The organism is uncultured Aliiroseovarius sp., assembly GCF_947497285.1.
Lineage (GTDB): Bacteria > Pseudomonadota > Alphaproteobacteria > Rhodobacterales > Rhodobacteraceae > Aliiroseovarius.
This window is the reverse complement of sequence record NZ_CANMFT010000004.1, coordinates 64,972-81,753: the sequence shown is the minus strand read 5'-3', so window position 1 is coordinate 81,753 and position 16,782 is coordinate 64,972. Positions and strand designations below refer to the sequence as shown.

At 62.0% G+C, this 16,782-nt stretch carries 14 protein-coding genes; 10 read left to right on the top strand and 4 right to left on the bottom strand.

The features are described 5' to 3' along the window. Positions 1 to 8 precede the first annotated feature (8 nt). The 4 genes from Q0864_RS08190 to Q0864_RS08175 all read left to right on the top strand — a co-directional run bounded on the left by Q0864_RS08190 (position 9) and on the right by Q0864_RS08175 (position 4,590). Positions 9 to 1,844 (top strand): DUF294 nucleotidyltransferase-like domain-containing protein, encoded by a 1,836-nt coding sequence (locus tag Q0864_RS08190; RefSeq protein ID WP_298567838.1) that lies wholly within the window; start codon positions 9 to 11, stop codon positions 1,842 to 1,844. Positions 1,845 to 1,883: 39 nt separating this feature from the next. Next, positions 1,884 to 2,414 carry a hypothetical protein gene (locus Q0864_RS08185; protein ID WP_298567837.1) on the top strand — a complete coding sequence of 177 codons (531 nt, stop codon included), beginning with the start codon at positions 1,884 to 1,886 and terminating at the stop codon, positions 2,412 to 2,414. Continuing rightward, positions 2,411 to 3,826 (top strand): 3'-5' exonuclease, encoded by a 1,416-nt coding sequence (locus Q0864_RS08180; protein ID WP_298567835.1) that lies wholly within the window; start codon positions 2,411 to 2,413, stop codon positions 3,824 to 3,826. The genes Q0864_RS08185 and Q0864_RS08180 overlap by 4 nt, the downstream gene beginning before the upstream one ends. Positions 3,827 to 3,903: 77 nt before the next feature. Then, positions 3,904 to 4,590, top strand: coding sequence for a D-lyxose/D-mannose family sugar isomerase (locus Q0864_RS08175; RefSeq protein ID WP_298567832.1), 687 nt, complete (start codon positions 3,904 to 3,906; stop codon positions 4,588 to 4,590). 27 nt (positions 4,591 to 4,617) lie between these two features. Here the strand turns inward: Q0864_RS08175 and Q0864_RS08170 are convergent, their stop codons facing one another. Further along, the gene (locus tag Q0864_RS08170; RefSeq protein ID WP_298567829.1) at positions 4,618 to 5,391 is read right to left on the bottom strand and encodes an amino acid ABC transporter permease; all 774 of its coding nucleotides are present in this window, start codon (positions 5,389 to 5,391) and stop codon (positions 4,618 to 4,620) included. A gap of 8 nt (positions 5,392 to 5,399) precedes the next feature. Next, on the bottom strand, positions 5,400 to 6,101 hold the full coding sequence (locus Q0864_RS08165) for an amino acid ABC transporter ATP-binding protein (protein ID WP_298568816.1): 702 nt from the start codon (positions 6,099 to 6,101) through the stop codon (positions 5,400 to 5,402). 155 nt (positions 6,102 to 6,256) lie between these two features. Between Q0864_RS08165 and Q0864_RS08160 the strand changes: the two genes are divergently transcribed. After that, complete coding sequence (locus tag Q0864_RS08160; protein WP_298567827.1) at positions 6,257 to 7,030, top strand: transporter substrate-binding domain-containing protein; 774 nt, start codon at positions 6,257 to 6,259, stop codon at positions 7,028 to 7,030. Positions 7,031 to 7,089: 59 nt separating this feature from the next. Here Q0864_RS08160 and Q0864_RS08155 read toward each other — a convergent pair whose 3' ends face one another. Then, positions 7,090 to 8,211 carry a class I SAM-dependent RNA methyltransferase gene (locus tag Q0864_RS08155; protein ID WP_298567825.1) on the bottom strand — a complete coding sequence of 374 codons (1,122 nt, stop codon included), beginning with the start codon at positions 8,209 to 8,211 and terminating at the stop codon, positions 7,090 to 7,092. A gap of 109 nt (positions 8,212 to 8,320) precedes the next feature. Between Q0864_RS08155 and Q0864_RS08150 the strand changes: the two genes are divergently transcribed. Next, positions 8,321 to 9,349 (top strand): proline racemase family protein, encoded by a 1,029-nt coding sequence (locus Q0864_RS08150; protein ID WP_298567822.1) that lies wholly within the window; start codon positions 8,321 to 8,323, stop codon positions 9,347 to 9,349. 6 nt (positions 9,350 to 9,355) lie between these two features. Here Q0864_RS08150 and Q0864_RS08145 read toward each other — a convergent pair whose 3' ends face one another. Then, a complete protein-coding gene (locus Q0864_RS08145) occupies positions 9,356 to 9,919 on the bottom strand; it encodes a DUF1285 domain-containing protein (protein WP_298568814.1) in 564 nt (187 codons plus the stop codon). A 116-nt stretch (positions 9,920 to 10,035) separates the two neighbouring features. Here Q0864_RS08145 and Q0864_RS08140 point away from each other — a divergent pair, with 116 nt between their 5' ends. Genes Q0864_RS08140 through Q0864_RS08125 form a run of 4 tightly spaced genes read left to right on the top strand, consistent with a single transcriptional unit; the run spans position 10,036 to position 16,782 of the window. After that, positions 10,036 to 11,040, top strand: coding sequence for a MoxR family ATPase (locus Q0864_RS08140; RefSeq protein ID WP_298567819.1), 1,005 nt, complete (start codon positions 10,036 to 10,038; stop codon positions 11,038 to 11,040). Then, complete coding sequence (locus Q0864_RS08135) at positions 11,037 to 11,897, top strand: DUF58 domain-containing protein (protein WP_298567816.1); 861 nt, start codon at positions 11,037 to 11,039, stop codon at positions 11,895 to 11,897. Before Q0864_RS08140 ends, Q0864_RS08135 begins: the two co-directional genes overlap by 4 nt. Next, on the top strand, positions 11,894 to 14,677 hold the full coding sequence (locus Q0864_RS08130) for a DUF4159 domain-containing protein (RefSeq protein WP_298567813.1): 2,784 nt from the start codon (positions 11,894 to 11,896) through the stop codon (positions 14,675 to 14,677). The genes Q0864_RS08135 and Q0864_RS08130 overlap by 4 nt, the downstream gene beginning before the upstream one ends. Further along, positions 14,674 to 16,782 (top strand): hypothetical protein, encoded by a 2,109-nt coding sequence (locus Q0864_RS08125; RefSeq protein WP_298567810.1) that lies wholly within the window; start codon positions 14,674 to 14,676, stop codon positions 16,780 to 16,782. Before Q0864_RS08130 ends, Q0864_RS08125 begins: the two co-directional genes overlap by 4 nt.

The window sequence follows — 16,782 nt, the reverse complement described above, 5'->3', positions numbered from 1 at the left end:
GCACCAATATGCCGCTTACCCAAGACCAGATCCTTCGCTTTCTGTCTTCCGTTCACCCCTATGATGCATTGCCGCAAGATGCGCGTCAGGCACTTGTCCCGGAAATCCAAGGCCGTGCTGTCAGTGCTGGCGAACAAATCTATGGTCTGGGCGAAACACTTGCCGGGATATTCATCATCTACGAAGGCGCGGTCGAAGTCACCGACGAGCACGGCGAGGTCGTCAGCCAATTGGGGCTGCGCAACAGCTTCGGTGAACGCGGGCTGCTGCGCGACGGCGTGGCGATCACCTCGGCACGTGCCGAAACGGATGCAACGCTTCTGATCCTGCCCGCCAAGTCGTTCCATGCGTTGATGAAGGCGCATGACCCCGTGCGCCTGTTTTTTGACCGGACCCGCGGTGGCAAGCCATCAAAGCAGAACCGTCAGGAGCTTGCCACGACGCAGGTCGACACATTCATGGCGTCAAATCCTGTGACCTGCGCCCCCGACGCAACGGTTCAGGCCGCAGCGATTCTGATGCGCGACAACCGCGTGTCATCGCTTTGCGTCACCGAGGGCGGCACACTGACCGGCATCCTGACCACCCGCGACATGTCCGGCAAAGTGCTGGCCGAAGCGCTTCCGATTGATGCGCCCGTCTCGCGGATCATGACGCAAAACCCAATTACCCTGGCCCCAAGCGCCATCGGCTCTGATGTGTTGCACGTGATGATGGAACGACGCATCGGTCACGTCCCGATCGTCGAAGGGGGCAAGCTGGTGGGCATCGTCAGCCAGACCGATCTGACGCGCTTTCAGGCCGTCAGCTCGGCCGAATTGGTGCGTGAGATCGCGCAAGCGAACTCGGCTGAGGATATGCGCAAAGTCACGGCCCGCATTCCGCAACTTTTGGTGCAGCTTGTGGCCGGAGGCAGCCCGCATCAGGTGGTCACGCGTCTGATCACCGACATAGCAGACACCGCCACACGTCGCCTTGTCGCGCTGGCCGAGGCCAAGCTTGGTCCGGCGCCTGCCCCCTACCTTTGGTTGGCTTGTGGCAGTCAGGGACGTCAGGAACAAACTGGCGTGTCCGATCAGGACAACTGCATGATCCTGTCCGATGACGTGACCGATGCTGACCGCGAAGGCTATTTTGCGGCGCTGGCCAAGTTTGTTTGCGATGGGCTTGATGTTTGTGGGTATATCTATTGCCCCGGCGACATGATGGCGACGAACCCGCGTTGGTGTCAGCCGGTGTCCAAATGGCGCAGCTATTTCGCGGGCTGGATTGCCAAGCCCGTCCCCGAGGCGCAGATGCTGGCGTCTGTCATGTTCGACCTGCGCCCGATCGCAGGCGACGCGTCGCTGTTTGCCGACCTTCAGTCCGAAACCCTGACACTGGCTGCGCGCAACTCGATCTTCGTGGCGCATATGGTGTCCAACAGCCTGAAGCACACACCGCCGCTGGGGCTGTTGCGCGGCTTTGCGACGATCCGGTCTGGCGAACACAAAAACCAGTTGGACCTAAAACATAACGGTGTTGTTCCGGTGGTCGATCTTGGGCGCGTCTATGCGTTGCAGGGCGAACTGACCGAAGTGAACACCCGCGCCCGACTGGTGGCCGCTATGCAGGCCGGGGCGCTTAGCCAATCAGGTGGACAGGACTTGTTGGATGCCTATGACCTGATCGCGGAAACCCGTCTGGAACATCAGGCTGCGCGCGTGAAAGCCGGGCAGGCACCCAACAATTTCCTGCCCCCGTCTGGGTTGTCGGAATTTGAACGCAGCCACCTGCGCGATGCGTTTGTCGTGGTGAAATCCATGCAAAGCGCGATCGGGCATGGACGCGGTATGCTGGGCTGAACACCGCGAAACACGCGGTAAAAATGGGAAGGAGAACCAATGTTTTTCGAAATGGTTGCGACACTGGTTGCCGGGGTTGCAGGTGCCGGCGTTGCGTTGATCCTGAACAAACTGACGGCGGGGCGCCTGCCAAAATGGGTCACGCCCCTCGGCGCAGCTTTCGCGATGATCGCGACGACAGTGGCCAATGAATATGCCTGGTTTGGGCGCACCGCCGACAATCTGCCCGAAGGACTCGTGGTGGTGATCGAGATTGAGAACCAGTCGCTCTATCGGCCCTGGACCTATGTGGTCCCGTTTGTCGAACGCTTCGTTGCGGTCGACCAGCCATCGCTGCGGACGCATGCCCAAAAGCCTGCCCTCAGAATGATCGACACAATCTTCATGGGGCGTTGGTCCGCGCCGGAAAAGATGGTCGTTCTGGCAGATTGTGCGGCGGGGCGGCGCGCGCCGCTGATTGACGCGGTCGCGTTCGATGCCTCGGGCGAGGTATCCGGCGTTGACTGGGTTAAGGTCGGCGACGATGATCCCTTACTGACTGCCATCTGCAATGTGGAGGCCCCCTCATGAAAGCCCTGACAACCCTTCCCCTTCGTTTGCGCATTTTCCTGTTCTTTGCCTTTCTTGCGGTGACCGGCGTTGCCTTGGTCGTCGGGGCCTTGGTTCTTGGCCATCAGAAATCTGTAACCACCGATCTATCCTCGGGGTTCGTGTTGGCCGGTGTTTTGGCAGGCTTTGGCCTGTTGGCTTTGACCGCGGGTGTCTGGTTCTTGTTCGATGAAAACGTGGCCCGCCCGATTGACCGGCTTGCTTCGGGGTTGCGGTCGCGGGCGCATGCAGGGGCTGGCGGTGTTGACCAGCATGCGGCGCGTTATCTAGGCGACCTTGCACCTGCAGCCGAAGCCGTATCGGAGCAGTTGATGCAATCGACCATGGATCAGGCCAGCATCGTCGCTGCCGAAACCTCGCGGTTGTCGGCGGACAAAGCTCGGCTGACGGCACTTTTGTCAGAAATTCCCGTGGCCATGGTGCTGGTCAACCCCTCCCACCAGATCGTGCTGTATGACACCCAAGCCGCAGGCGTCCTGTCGCAAGTGTGTCCCGCGCGCCTGAATGCCTCGATCTTTGATTATTTCCAGAAAGAGGCGTTTATCGCGGCCCACAAGAAGATGATTTCGACAGGATTGGAGCATCGGTTTACGGACTTGCCCGCCACCAATGGGCTTGAGTTTGACGGCCGCCTCAAACCTCTGGCTCCCGGCGAAGGCTACCTTCTGATGATCGACGAGGCGCATGCGAATTTCGCGCCAGACGAAAGCCGCCCTGTGGTGTTCGACTTCGATTTGATGGAGGGGCAGGCCACAGACAACCTGATGGACATGCAGCTGAACGACCTGACCTATGTGGTTTTTGACACCGAAACCACCGGCCTGTTGCCACATAAGGACGAGATTGTGCAGATCGGTGCGGTGCGCGTTGTGAAGGGCAAGATTGTGCCCGGCGAAGCCATCAACCAACTTGTCGATCCCGAAATGCCGATCCCGGCGGCATCGACAAAGGTGCATGGGGTCAGTGATGCGATGGTGGCTGGCAAGCCGACGATCGTTCAAGCGGGGCGGCACCTCAATGATTTCGCCCGCGGCGCGGTGCTTGTCGCCCATAACGCCCCGTTCGACATGGCCTTTCTGCGCCGCCATGCAGAGGCTTGCGGCGTCACTTGGACCCATCCGATCCTTGACACGGTCTTGTTATCGGCTGTGCTTTTTGGCACGACCGAGGTGCACACGCTGGATGCGCTGTGTGAGCGTCTTGGCGTGGTGATCCCGGCCGAATTGCGGCACACCGCGATGGGCGACGCACACGCAACCGCGGAAGTGCTGTGCAAGATGCTGGCCATGCTGCACAGCAAGGGCATCGCGACCCTTGCCGAAGCGATAGCCGAGGCGAAAAAGCATCGCCGCCTGCTGGAAGACCTGAACTGACCAGAATGGATTTCCATTGATCCGGGCGCGCCAGCGTTCTAGCCCTGTGTCTGCAGAAGACGACAGGAGTGCTGCTTATGAAACGGTCTTGGATCAACGCGATCGTGGGTGACGCGCGGGAACTGATCGCCCGGCATGGCTTCGTTCTGCCACCCTTTGCCAACTGGACTCCTGAAGACTTCACCACCCGCAAAGATGCCGCCCGGCATGTGATCGACGCGCGCTGTGGTTGGGATATTACCGACTATGGCGCGGGTGACTTCGACCGGATGGGACTGTTCCTGTTCACCTTGCGCAATGGTCGGTTGACTGACCTGAAGACTGGTCGGGGCATGTGCTATGCGGAAAAACTGCTGATCTCGCGGCAGGACCAGCTGTCGCCCATGCACACCCATCTGCTGAAGGCCGAGGATATCATCAACCGGGGCGGTGCCACGTTGGTGGTCGAGCTCTTCGGCTCGGATGATCAGGGCGGGTTTGCTGAGGATCAAGGCGGAACGGTCATGTGCGACGGTGTGCACCGGGCGTTCGCCCCCGGCGAAAAGCTGCGCCTACAACCCGGTGAAAGCGTCACCCTGATGCCCGGCGACTGGCATGCGTTTTGGGGCGAAGGCGGCGATGTTCTGATCGGCGAGGTTTCGACCGTTAACGACGATGAAACAGACAATATATTCCGCGACCCCATCGGGCGGTTCGCGCAGGTAGATGAAGACGTGCCACCGACGCATCTACTGGTCAGTGACTACGCAACCTACCTGCAATAGTGCCGCGCCCACCGTATGGCAGGCGGTCTAGCGGCTTTCATTCGCGCCCATCTTGCGCTCCAACCAGCGCACGCCCGCCGAGATGATCAGGACCAGCACCAGATATTCGAGGATCAGCAGCGTATAGATCTCCAGCGGGCGGTATTCGGTGACGACAAGCTCGTTGGCGCGGCGGGTCAATTCTTCCATCCCGATGACGGACGCAAAGGCGGACATCTTCACGATATAGATGAACTGGTTGGCCAATGGCGGCAGGATGCGCCGCACCGCTTGCGGCAGAATGACATAGCGCATCGCCTGCGCACGGCTTAACCCGATGGTCTGCGCGGCCTCGGCCTGTCCCCGCGGGACGGCTTGAATGCCAGACCGGAAAATCTCGGCCGTGAACGCGCTATCGGACAGGGCCAGCGTGATGACAGCTCCCCAAAACGGGTCGATGTTCAGGCTGATGCCCATAGAGCGCAACACGACCGGCAGTCCGTAAAACACCCAAAACAGCATTGGCAAAAGCGGGATCGCGCGGATGAACTCGACATAAATCCGGTTGGGCAGGCGCAGCCAGCGGCTTTGTGCAAAGGCGGGCAGGGCGACCAACAATCCAATGATGATGGACGCGACTGCCGCCAGAACCGAAATCTGGATGGTCGAGCTAAACCCCCTGAGCAGGAATTTCACATTGGTCCAGCCCGACGGATTGCTCGGATCGACAACATACCACCCCCACGTGCCCGGCGGGGCTGAACAGGCCGCCAATGCGCTCAGGGATACGATAGCGAGGATCAGGCGGGGACGGATGATCATTGCACGCCTCAATGCTTCAGGATCTTGTCAAGAAACTGCGCAAAGCGGGCAGATTTCGGCGCGGTAAAGGCGATCTCGGGGGGCTCAATCTCGACGATCTCGCCGTTGTCCATGAAGGCGACACGATCGGCCACGCGACGCGCGAACCCCATTTCATGGGTGACGCAGATCATTGTCATGCCATCGCGAGCCAGATCCTCCATCACCTCTAACACTTCGGCAATCATCTCCGGGTCCAGCGCGGATGTGGGTTCGTCAAACAACATGAGTTTTGGCTCCATGCACAGGGACCGGGCGATGGCGACGCGCTGTTGTTGCCCGCCGGACAATTGACCGGGGCGTTTGTCGGCCTGTTCGGGGATGCGCACGCGCTCTAGGTAAGCCATGGCGCGGTCGCGGGCTTCCGGTTTTGGCATCCCCAGTGCGCGCATCGGACCCAGCGTCAGATTGTCCAGAACGCTTAGGTGTGGAAAAAGGTTAAACTGCTGAAAAACCATGCCAATATCGCCGCGACCTTGGGCATCAACCGGTTGGTCATATACCCGGATCGTGCCTTTCTGGTGTGTCTCAAGCCCCGCCAGAAGGCGGACAATTGTGGACTTTCCCGACCCGGACGGACCGCAGATCACCAGCTTTTCGCCGTGATCCACGGTCAGCGAAATATCCCGTAGCACTTGGAAATCGTCATACCATTTGCTGACCGCATCCATCGTGATCGCGTGCTTGCTGTGCTCGGTGTTCGTCACTTGTTCTATCGCCTGCGATCCGTTCAACTGATTGTGAGCGGCAAGGCCAAGTGCCGCTTTGATCCGTATGGTATATGAACTTGCTAAGAAATTTATAACCACCAAAAGGACACCGCGCGATGAACTTTCTGCGAACTCTGGGGGCCGGGTTGCTGGCAATGACGATGCTGGCTGGCGGGGCACAGGCCCAATCCGCTCTGAACGATATTCTTTCGGGTGGCGTCCTGAAGGTGGGCACGACAGGCGACTGGAACCCGATGACAATGAAAGACCCCGCGACCGACAGCTATCGCGGGTATGATATCGACGTCATGACCGAGCTGGCCAAAGATCTTGAGGTCGAGTTGGAATTCGTCCCCACCGATTGGAAAACGCTGGTGAACGGAATTGTGGCGGGCAAGTATCACATGACCGGTTCTGCCTCGATCTCGCCGTCGCGGATGAAGGTGGCGGGGTATTCCGAGCCATACATTTCAGTGCAAATCCTGCCCTTCACCACTGAAGACAAGGTTGCGAAGTTTGATGGCTGGGAGACGGTCAACAAACCTGATGTGAAGGTTGCGACCACGCTTGGCACCTCGTTTGAAAAGATGGTGCGCGACTGGTTCCCGGAAGCAGATATCAAAGTGGTCGAAGCGCCCGCGCGTGGCTATCAGGAGGTTCTGGCCGGACGCGCCGATGTGTTCATCACGTCGAACATCGAAGGTGCCACACTGACCGAGAAATTTCCCCAAGTGACCGCTGTGCCGGTGGAAGCCCCGCGCGAGCCGACACCGATTGCGATGATTTTGCCGCAGAGCGATCAGGTGTGGATCAACTATGTGAACAGCTGGGTGAAAGTGAAGAAAGAACAAGGGTTCTTCACAGAAACCGCGGCGAAATGGGGTCTGTGACCTAAGCGGACGAGAGACCGAAAGGCCGGGCGATCATGCCCGGCCTTTCGCGTTAAGGGTCAGGGCAGTTTGGTCGTCAGATAAAGTTTCACCTTCGTGCCGCCATGATCGACAGGAGGTCCCGGCGTCAGGAAAGGAAGTGCAGTTGCTTTTGCCAACCCGCCATCGCTGGTGATGATCCCAACCCGCCAGCCCGAAAACCTTTCCAGCAGCGCCTTTCCCAGCGATCCGTAAAGCGCAAACAGCAGCTTCTTGTTGCCGATCCGTCCGCCATAGGGTGGGTTCACGATGACAAGGCCGCCGGGCGTGTCCGGGCGTTGCAGGTCGCCGATTGACCCTTCGGTGAATTGGGTCAACGCGGCGATCCCAGCAGCCTCTGCGTTCTGTCGGCTATTGGCAATCGCGCCCGCGTTTCGGTCCGAACCGAAGAAACGGGGGGTGTCGGCCTTAACCTCAATCTGCGCCGCCGCTTTCATCTTGGCGAAGGCGTCGGCATCAAAACTCGCCAAATTCTCAAACGCAAACGAGCGCGCGCGGCCGGGCAATAGGCCCACAGACATCTCGGCGGCTTCGATCAAAAAAGTACCTGATCCGCACATAGGGTCCAGCACGGGTTCTTGCCCGTCATAGCCAGCGGCCTTCAGGAACAGGGCCGCAAGGGTTTCACGCATCGGTGCCTTGCCCGTTGCGGTCTTATAGCCGCGTTTGTGCAGGCTTTCGCCCGAGCTATCCAAACTGATCGTCACCATATTGTCGTCAATCCGCACCTTCAAAACCAGCGCGGCCTCTTTCGAGATTGTCGCGCCCAATTCCTCGGAAATAGCCTTCTCGACCCGCTGGGCGGCCGCCTTGTGGTGATAGATTTTCGACCGCTTGCACACGGCTTCGATCCGCACTGGCATGTCCGCCCGCAGAAAATCCCCCCACGGAAACTTGCGCGCCCGTTTATCAAGTTGCGCCAGATGAAACGCCCGAAAGCTGCCCAGTCGAACCAACACACGGGTTGCGCCGCGCAGGGTCAGGTTGGCGCGCCAGACCTCGTCCCAGCCGCCGTGCGTGGTGACGCCGCCGGGGCTGGCCGTTGGGGTTGCAAAACCTGCGGCGCGGGCTTCCTCGGCCAACACGGGTTCCAGACCCGGTGGGGCGACAAGGAAAATTTCAAACGTGTCTGTGGTGCTCATGCCTGCTCTCTAGCCCATCGGCGTCAGCGGGGCGAGGCGAATTCTTCTTGTGCCGGGGCATCGTGGCAAGGACAGTGGTGGGGCTGAACATCCGCGAGGGGCCAAGAAAATGCGCAGTTCCAAGACCATTCACGTGATTTCCTGCCATGCAGAAGGCGAGGTGGGCGATGTGATCGTCGGTGGTGTCGCGCCGCCGCCCGGCGATACGATTTGGGACCAAAGCCGTTTTATCGCAAAGGATCAGACCCTGCGCAATTTCGTCCTGAACGAACCGCGCGGCGGCGTGTTTCGTCATGTGAACCTGCTGGTGCCGCCGAAGCATCCAGACGCCGATGCAGCGTTCATCATCATGGAGCCTGAGGACACGCCCCCCATGTCTGGGTCCAACTCGATCTGCGTGGCAACGGTGCTTCTGGACAGCGGCATCATCCCGATGACCGAGCCGGTGACGGAAATGGTGCTTGAAGCGCCGGGCGGGCTGGTGCGTGTTCGCGCAGACTGTAAAGACGGCAAGGCACACCGCATCACTGTCGAGAATGTTGCAAGCTTCGCAGACCGTCTGTCTGTGCCGCTTGAGGTCGAGGGCGTGGGCAGTCTAACCGTCGACACGGCATATGGCGGCGACAGTTTTGTCATTGTCGACGCGGCTGCTTTGGGCTTTGGCATTTGCGAGGATGAAGCCGCCGACATTGCGCGGCTGGGTGTGCGGATCACCAATGCGGCAAATGAACAGCTTGGCTTTACGCATCCGGAAAACCCGGATTGGGACCATATCTCGTTTTGCTTGTTTGCCGGGGCGCTCAGCCGTGAAAAGGATCACCTTACAGCCCGCGCCGCCGTTGCCATTCAGCCGGGAAAAGTAGACCGATCACCGACTGGCACCGCCCTGTCCGCGCGCATGGCGGTGTTGGTCGCGCAGGGCGAAATGGGCGTTGGCGACAGCCTCGTCGCGACCTCGATCATCGGGTCCACCTTCACCGGACAGATTGTGCGGGACGCCAAAGTTGGGGGCCGCGCCGCAATCGTGCCGTCCATTTCGGGTCGTGGCTGGATCACCGGCGTTCACCAGCACATGCTGGACCCGTCCGACCCCTGGCCCGAAGGCTATCGCCTGAAAGACACATGGGGGGCGTCTTGATGCCTGTCAGACGTCCAGATCAACGGAGGGGATGATCGGGAAGAACGTGCCGCCCGACCACAGCCCGAACCAACTTTCGCCGTCCTGATCTTCATGCGCGCCAAGGTCGATCAGTCGGTAAAAGCTCTTACGATCAATCAGCGCCTCAAGGTTCGTGCGCACCAGCACATAAGGCGAAGGCTCGCCAGTGTCCGGGTCACGCACAACGCGAATAGGGGCGTCCGGGCCCGCGCTGGTTTCGTCGCCCACATTGGTCGTGAAGGTCAGCACCTGATCGCGGCCCGTGCCAGATGGCTCGAAGTCGATGGCGACGAAGGGCGCGTCATCGACGGTGATGCCGACTTTCTCGACCGGGGTCACAAGGAAATAGTCGTCACCGTCCTTGCGAATGATGGATGAAAACAGCTTCACAAGCTCATGCCGCCCAATAGGCGTGCCAAGGTAAAACCACGTCCCGTCCCGCGCGATCCGCATGTCCAGGTCACCGCAAAAATCAGGGTTCCAAAGATGGACCGGCGGCGGACCCTTCTTGCCCGCTTTACGCGCGGCTGCGGCCAGCGTTTCGGTCATGTTTCCGCCGACGGCAGCTTTTTCCGGCGATTTCCCGTCACTTGGCGCTTTTGTCATTTGTTCCCCCGACGCGTTTGGCCTTTAATGAAATGTAATAGCGGAGCGGAGGAATTTCCATGACCAACGAAGCCCTTTTGGACGAGATCGAAGCCCTCAGCGGCACGCTTGCCCGCGCGAAAGAGATGATTGCCCGCCGGATCATCGGGCAAGATCAGGTGGTTGATCTGACCCTGTCCGCTTTGCTGGCCGGCGGTCACGCGCTGCTGATTGGCCTACCGGGCTTGGGCAAAACGCGGCTGGTGGAAACCTTGTCCACCGTGATGGGGCTGCGTGAGGGGCGCATCCAGTTTACACCTGACTTGATGCCATCAGACATTCTTGGGGCGGAAGTGCTGGAAGAAAGCGCAGATGGCGCGCGGTCGTTCCGGTTCCTCAAAGGCCCGATCTTCTGCCAGCTTCTTTTGGCGGACGAGATCAACCGCGCAAGCCCCCGCACCCAGTCCGCGCTGTTGCAAGCGATGCAGGAACATCAGGTTTCAGTCGCCGGGCAGACCCATGAACTGGGCACGCCGTTCCATGTGCTGGCCACGCAAAACCCGCTGGAGCAGGAAGGCACCTATCCGCTGCCAGAGGCGCAGTTGGACCGCTTCTTGTTGCAGGTCGATGTGGAATACCCCGACCGGGATGCAGAACGCGATATCCTGCTGGCTACGACCGGCACCGATGAGGCGCAGGCGGAACCGGTATTCACCGGCGCTGAATTGCTTGCAGCGCAATCGTTGCTGCGTCGGATGCCAGTGGGCGAAAGCGTGGTTGAAGCAATCCTTGACCTCGTGCGCGCCTGTCGTCCTGACGATGACACCGCCCCCCAGATCGTGCGCGACGCGGTCAGCTGGGGGCCGGGACCGCGGGCAGCACAGGCGCTGATGCTTTTGGCGCGGGCACGTGCGCTGATCGACGGGCGGCTTGCGCCGGGCATCGACGATGTGCGCGCCTTGGCCCGCCCCGTTCTGAGCCACCGCATGGCGCTGAGTTACCGGGCGCGCGCGGCCGGCCATACCCTGACCGAAGTAATTGACGCCGTGGTGGAACAGGCCACTAAATCCGTGGCGGCGGCGTGACCGCGCAGCCCATATTACGTAGCCGCGCCGAGGCGCTGGCAGAACGCTTGCCGCCCCTTTTGGCGCAGGCGCGTCATTTGGCGGCAAGCGTCGAACTGGGCGAACATGGTCGCCGCAGGCCAGGTCAGGGGGATGCGTTCTGGCAGTTTCGCCCGGCCCAGCCCGGTGATCCTGCGCACCGTATCGACTGGCGTCGGTCGGCCCGGTCGGATCATCATTATGTGCAGGAGAAAGAATGGCAGGCGGCGCAAAGCGTGCTGTTTTGGGTGGACGCGTCGCCTTCGATGGCGTTTGCATCCTCACCGGATGTGCCCGAAAAAGGCGCGCTGGCGCGTCTGATCGCGATGGCCTTGGCGACCCTTCTGGTGCGCGGCGGCGAACGTGTGGGGTTGGCCACCAACGCGGCCCCGGCCGGGCGCGGAGAGCTCGCCCTGTCGCGCATGGCATCTGCGCTAATCGCGCCTGCGCAGACGACCGGTTTTGCAGACCCGCCGGCCCGGTCGCGTGCGGTGTTTCTGTCGGATTTCCTGGGTGACCTCGATCCTGTGACGAAAGCTGTTGCCAAGTCGGCCGACCGGGGTGTCACCGGCGTTCTGTTCCAGATCCTTGACCCGGTCGAAGAAGCATTTCCCTTCCGTGGCCGTATGGTGTTCGAGGATATGGGTGGCCGGTTGGAACACGACACGCGCGAAGCACGCGACTTGCGCAGCCGGTATCTGGACCGTCTGGCGGCACGCAAGGCGGACCTTGCAGATCTTGCGCGTCGCACGGGTTGGCAATTCCACACCCACCACAGCGGTGATGCGGACAGCGCGGCCCTTTTGTGGCTTTACCACGCGATCGAGGGGCACCGATGATCCTGGGCCTTCCCATCGCATTTGCGACCCCTTGGCTGTTGGCCGCGCTGGTGGCGTTGCCCGTCTTGTGGTGGCTCTTGCGTGCGGTGCCACCTGCGCCGATCCGTCAGATCTTTCCTGCCGTGACGCTGTTGTTGGGGTTAGAGGATCGAGACGCAGAAAGTGAACGCACCCCGTGGTGGCTGCTTTTGTTGCGCATGTTGGCGGTTGCGGCGTTGATTCTTGGGTTTGCCGGGCCGGTCCTGAACCCGGAAGTCCGCCAGGCCCGGTCCGGCCCGCTGTTGATTTTCGTCGATGCGAATTGGGCGTCTGCCGCGGACTGGCCGCAACGGATATCTGCCATCGAAGATCAGTTGGACCAGGCAGGTCAGGCGGGCCGCCCTGTAGCGATCGCCTTGTCACACGCCGTGGCCACAGCCGACGCTGCACCGCCGCAGTGGCAAAGCGCGGGCGATTGGCGGGCGCGACTGCCCGGTTTGTTGCCCGTCGCTTGGAATGCAGACTACGGGTCTGCTCCGGATTGGGTGGCCGGGATCGGGCAAGTCGACACGATTTGGCTGTCCGATGGGCTGGCGCGCGATGGCCGCACCGCGCTTTTGACCGCCTTTGAAGCCGCAGGGCGTGTCGATGTGCTGGAGCCCACCGCGCCGCGCTTGGGTCTGTTGCCCGTGAAGGTCGAAGACGGCGCATTGGTGCTGACCGCACTGCGCAGCCCAGCGATCACGGAACAAAGCATTCAGCTGCAAGGGGTCGGGCCGGACCCGTCGGGGGTTGAGCGCGTCTTGGCCTCGACCATGGTGACCTTCGGGGCAGGGGCAGTGCGTGAAGAGGCGCGCCTTGATCTGCCGTCCGAACTTCGCAACCGGATCACCCGGTTTCAGGTGGAGGATCAACGTGCCTCGGGCGCGATCACCTTGGCCGATGACAGCCTGCGCCGCCGTCGGGTCGCGCTTCTGACCGGTGTTCAGTCGCGCGAAGGGTTGGAGCTGCTGTCGCCGCTGCACTATCTGCGCGAGGCGCTTGTGCCCTCGGCCGAGGTGGTCGAAGCCGATGTGATCAAGACCCTGATCGAAGCCGGCCCGGAAGTGGTGATCCTTCCAGACATTCCCAACCTGGCAGAGCCTGATCAGAAGGCCTTGGCGTCGTGGGTGGCGCAGGGTGGCTTGTTGCTGCGGTTCGCCGGGCCGCGTCTGGCGGCTGCCGACACGGGGCGCGGGGTTGAAGACATCTTGCTACCCGTGCGTTTGCGGTCGGGTGGGCGTGTGGTGGGTGGCGCGATGAGCTGGGGTGCCCCGCGCGCGCTTGCCCCATTCCCTGAAACTTCGCCGTTCTATGGGCTTCGTGTGCCACCTGATGTGACCGTGCGCGCCCAGATTTTGGCCGAACCCAGCCCCGACCTTGCAGACAAGACCCTCGCAACGCTTGCCGATGGCACACCGCTTGTCACACGCAAGGCCTTGGGCAGCGGGCAGGTTGTGTTGTTTCACGTCTCGGCCAATGCGGAATGGTCGTCCTTGGCACTGTCCGGGTTGTTCGTTCAGATGCTTGAACGGCTGGCTGTCTCGACGCCGCCGGGACAGCTTCAGCCCGAGGCGCTGGAGGGTACGCAATGGGTGGCCGCGCGCCTGCTTGATCCGTTTGGACAGCTGGGGCCCGCGGGCGCGCAAGCAGGTATTCCGGGCCCCGATCTCTTGGCGGGGGCCAGGCGCGAGGTGCCGCCGGGTCTGTATGCCGAAGGGGACCGCCTGTTCGCGGTCAACACTCTGACTGACAACGCCAACCTGTCTGCTGCCGCGTGGCCCGACCGCATTTTGCCCCGATGGCAGGAGGCGCGCGCGTCCCGCGATCTTGCGCCGCTTTTGCTGGCGGCCGCTTTGGGGCTGGGGGTGCTGGATGTGCTGGCCAGCCTGTGGTTGACGGGGCGACTGACAGGTCGGCTCAGGGCGCGACCCGGTGGGCAAGCAGCGGCGGTTCTGGTCGCGCTGTGTCTTGCCACGCCGTCCGAGGGTGTCGCGCAGAGCGATGACGCGGATGCGCTTGCGGGCGCGGTCGAAGCCGCAGCCGTTGTCACGCTGGCCCATGTGCTGACCGGTGACCGCGCCACTGATGACGTTGCGAAGGCAGGCCTGATGGGGCTGTCGGACGAGCTGTTTTCACGCACATCCGTCGAACCAGCGCCGCCCATTGGGGTGGATATCGAAACCGACGCGCTTGCGGTCTTTCCCTTTCTTTACTGGCCGATCACTGACACAACCGCGCTTCCCGGCCCAGAGGCCTATGGTCGCCTGAAACAATATCTGGCGGCGGGAGGCTTTATCCTGTTTGACACGCGCGACGCGGGCTTTGGGGGCGAAAGTCCCGCCGCGCGCCGATTGCGCGCCATTGCGCTTCCGCTTGGGTTGCCACCGCTTGAACCGGTGCCCAGCGACCACGTCCTGACCCGCGCCTTCTATTTGCTCGAGGACTTTCCCGGGCGCGCGCGCGGGCCCGCCTGGGTCGAGGCGGCGCCCCCGAACGCCGAACGCGCAGAAGGGATGCCGTTTCGCAACCTGAACGATGGCGTCAGCCCGGTGGTCATCGGCGGCAACGACTGGGCGGGCGCGTGGGCCATCCGGCCCGACGGGGCGCCAATGTTTCCGGTTGGGCGCGGGCAAGCGGGTGAACGGCAACGCGAGATGGCGATGCGGTTTGGGATCAATCTTGTCATGCATGTTCTGACGGGCAACTACAAATCCGACCAAGTGCATGTGCCGGCGCTGCTGGAAAGGTTGGGCGAATGAATGCTTCAGAGCTGATCTTCTCGCCGGGGCTGCCATGGCCGGTTATCGCGGCACTGGCGGGGCTTGTGGCCTTTGCGCTTGCCTTGGCGATCTGGCGGGGGCTGTCAGGCTGGGCGCTGCGTGCCGCCGCCGCGCTTGCGGTTTTGGTCGCCCTGTCCGGCCCGTCCTTGCAACAAGAAGATCGCGACCCGTTGTCCGATATCCTTCTGGTCGTTGTTGATGACAGCGCCTCGCAGACCTTGTCAGACCGAGAAGCGCAGTCATCCGCGGCGCTTGAGGCGTTGCAGACGCAAGTCGCCGCGCGTGACGGATTGGAACTTTCACTGCGGCGCTTGTCGGAATTTGCAGACATTTCCGCCCCTGACGGCACGCACCTGGTGGCGGCCGTGACGGCTGCCCTTGCAGACTTGCCACGCGACCGGGTTGCGGGTGTGGTGGCATTGACCGATGGGGTGATCCATGATCCCGCAAGCGCGCCCAGCCTGCCTGCGCCTTTTCACGCGATGCTGACCGGGCGCGCTCAGGATTGGGACTGGCGCTTATCAGTCATCAAAGCGCCCGCCTTTGCCATCCTTGGCGAAGAAACCGAAATTCACTTAAGGGTCGATGCGTTGGGCGCAGATCCCACCGCGAGCGCGGTCGCTGGCAACGCTTTGGTCGAACTGATGGTGTCGCATGACGGGGGGCCGGCGGAGCCTCTGTTGGCGCGGGTCGGGGAAGACATCGTTTTGCCGCTGACGCTGACCCATGCGGGGCGCAACCTGATCCACGTAACCTTGCCCGCAGCAGACGGAGAGCTGACCGTCCGCAACAATGCTGCCGTGATCGAGGTCAACGGCGTGCGCGACCGACTGCGCGTGCTCTTGGTGTCCGGCACGCCGCATCCCGGCACCCGGACCTGGCGCAACCTTCTGAAATCCGACAGCGCGGTGGACCTCGTGCATTTCACCATCCTGCGCCCGCCGGAAAAACAGGACGGCGTGCCCGTCTATGAACTGAGCCTGATTGCCTTTCCAACTCAGGAACTGTTCGTCGACAAGATCGACGAATTTGACCTGATCATTTTCGACCGATACCGATTACGTGGAATTTTGCCGGGCGGATATCTGGACAGTGTGCGGTCTTACGTTGAACGCGGCGGTGCGGTGCTGGTTTCGGCGGGGCCGGCACTGGCCAGCGCGGACAGCATCGCGCGCTCCAGCCTGTCTGACATCCTGCCGGCCCTGCCAACCGGGCGCCTTGTCGAAGCGCCTTTCCGTCCCAAGGTGACCGATGCAGGACAACGCCACCCCGTCACCCGCGATTTGCAGGACGACGCACCCGAAGGCGGCTGGGGTCCATGGTTGCGCTGGGTTGAGCTTGACCCCAAGTCGGGGCACGCGATCCTGTCTGGCCCCGACGACGGCGCGCTGTTGACCGTCGACCGCGTGGCCGAGGGCCGGGTGGCGCTTCTGGCCTCTGACCACGCGTGGCTGTGGGCGCGCGGCTTTGAAGGCGGAGGCCCCCAGCTTGAACTGTTGCGCCGGTTGGCCCACTGGTTGATGCGCGAATCCGAACTAGAGGAAGAGGCGCTTTTGGCCGAAGCGACCGAGGCGGGGCTGCTGATCACCCGGCGCACGATGATGGACACGCTGCCCGAGGCCACCGTGACATCACCTGACGGCACGACAGCGGCGTTGCGGCTTGATGAAACTGGCCCGGGCAGGTTCTCTGCCGATCTTGGGACGTCCGAGAATGGCCTGTTTCGTGTGACGCAGGGCGATCTGGCCACTGTAGTGGTGCGCGGCGTGGCTGCGGCGCGCGAATTTGCCCAGCCGATTGCCGATCCGGCAGGCGTCGCGCCCCTGACAAATGCCACTGGCGGCACCGTCGCCCGGATCGAAGGCGGATTGCCCGCTCTGCGCCCGGTGCGGGTTGGACAGGTCGCGCATGGGCGTGGCTGGATCGGCTACACCCCGCGCGATGCCTATGTGACGCAGGCGATCCGCGTCATACCGCTGGCCCCACCTTGGCTGATGCTGGCGCTTGCGGCCCTGACCCTGATCGGGGCATGGCTTGTTGAGGGGCGCGGCGGCGTGCGTCAGCCTGCGAAACGCCAGACCTAA

What these genes read in the sequence shown, in the direction of transcription:
- Q0864_RS08190 (WP_298567838.1), top strand. Translation starts at nt 9, where the DNA reads ATGCCGCTTACCCAAGACCAGATCCTTCGCTTTCTGTCTTCCGTTCAC.
- Q0864_RS08185 (WP_298567837.1), top strand. Translation starts at nt 1,884, where the DNA reads ATGTTTTTCGAAATGGTTGCGACACTGGTTGCCGGGGTTGCAGGTGCC.
- Q0864_RS08180 (WP_298567835.1), top strand. Translation starts at nt 2,411, where the DNA reads ATGAAAGCCCTGACAACCCTTCCCCTTCGTTTGCGCATTTTCCTGTTC.
- Q0864_RS08175 (WP_298567832.1), top strand. Translation starts at nt 3,904, where the DNA reads ATGAAACGGTCTTGGATCAACGCGATCGTGGGTGACGCGCGGGAACTG.
- Q0864_RS08170 (WP_298567829.1), bottom strand. Translation starts at nt 5,391, where the DNA reads ATGATCATCCGTCCCCGCCTGATCCTCGCTATCGTATCCCTGAGCGCA.
- Q0864_RS08165 (WP_298568816.1), bottom strand. Translation starts at nt 6,101, where the DNA reads ATGGATGCGGTCAGCAAATGGTATGACGATTTCCAAGTGCTACGGGAT.
- Q0864_RS08160 (WP_298567827.1), top strand. Translation starts at nt 6,257, where the DNA reads ATGAACTTTCTGCGAACTCTGGGGGCCGGGTTGCTGGCAATGACGATG.
- Q0864_RS08155 (WP_298567825.1), bottom strand. Translation starts at nt 8,211, where the DNA reads ATGAGCACCACAGACACGTTTGAAATTTTCCTTGTCGCCCCACCGGGT.
- Q0864_RS08150 (WP_298567822.1), top strand. Translation starts at nt 8,321, where the DNA reads ATGCGCAGTTCCAAGACCATTCACGTGATTTCCTGCCATGCAGAAGGC.
- Q0864_RS08145 (WP_298568814.1), bottom strand. Translation starts at nt 9,919, where the DNA reads ATGACCGAAACGCTGGCCGCAGCCGCGCGTAAAGCGGGCAAGAAGGGT.
- Q0864_RS08140 (WP_298567819.1), top strand. Translation starts at nt 10,036, where the DNA reads ATGACCAACGAAGCCCTTTTGGACGAGATCGAAGCCCTCAGCGGCACG.
- Q0864_RS08130 (WP_298567813.1), top strand. Translation starts at nt 11,894, where the DNA reads ATGATCCTGGGCCTTCCCATCGCATTTGCGACCCCTTGGCTGTTGGCC.
- Q0864_RS08125 (WP_298567810.1), top strand. Translation starts at nt 14,674, where the DNA reads ATGAATGCTTCAGAGCTGATCTTCTCGCCGGGGCTGCCATGGCCGGTT.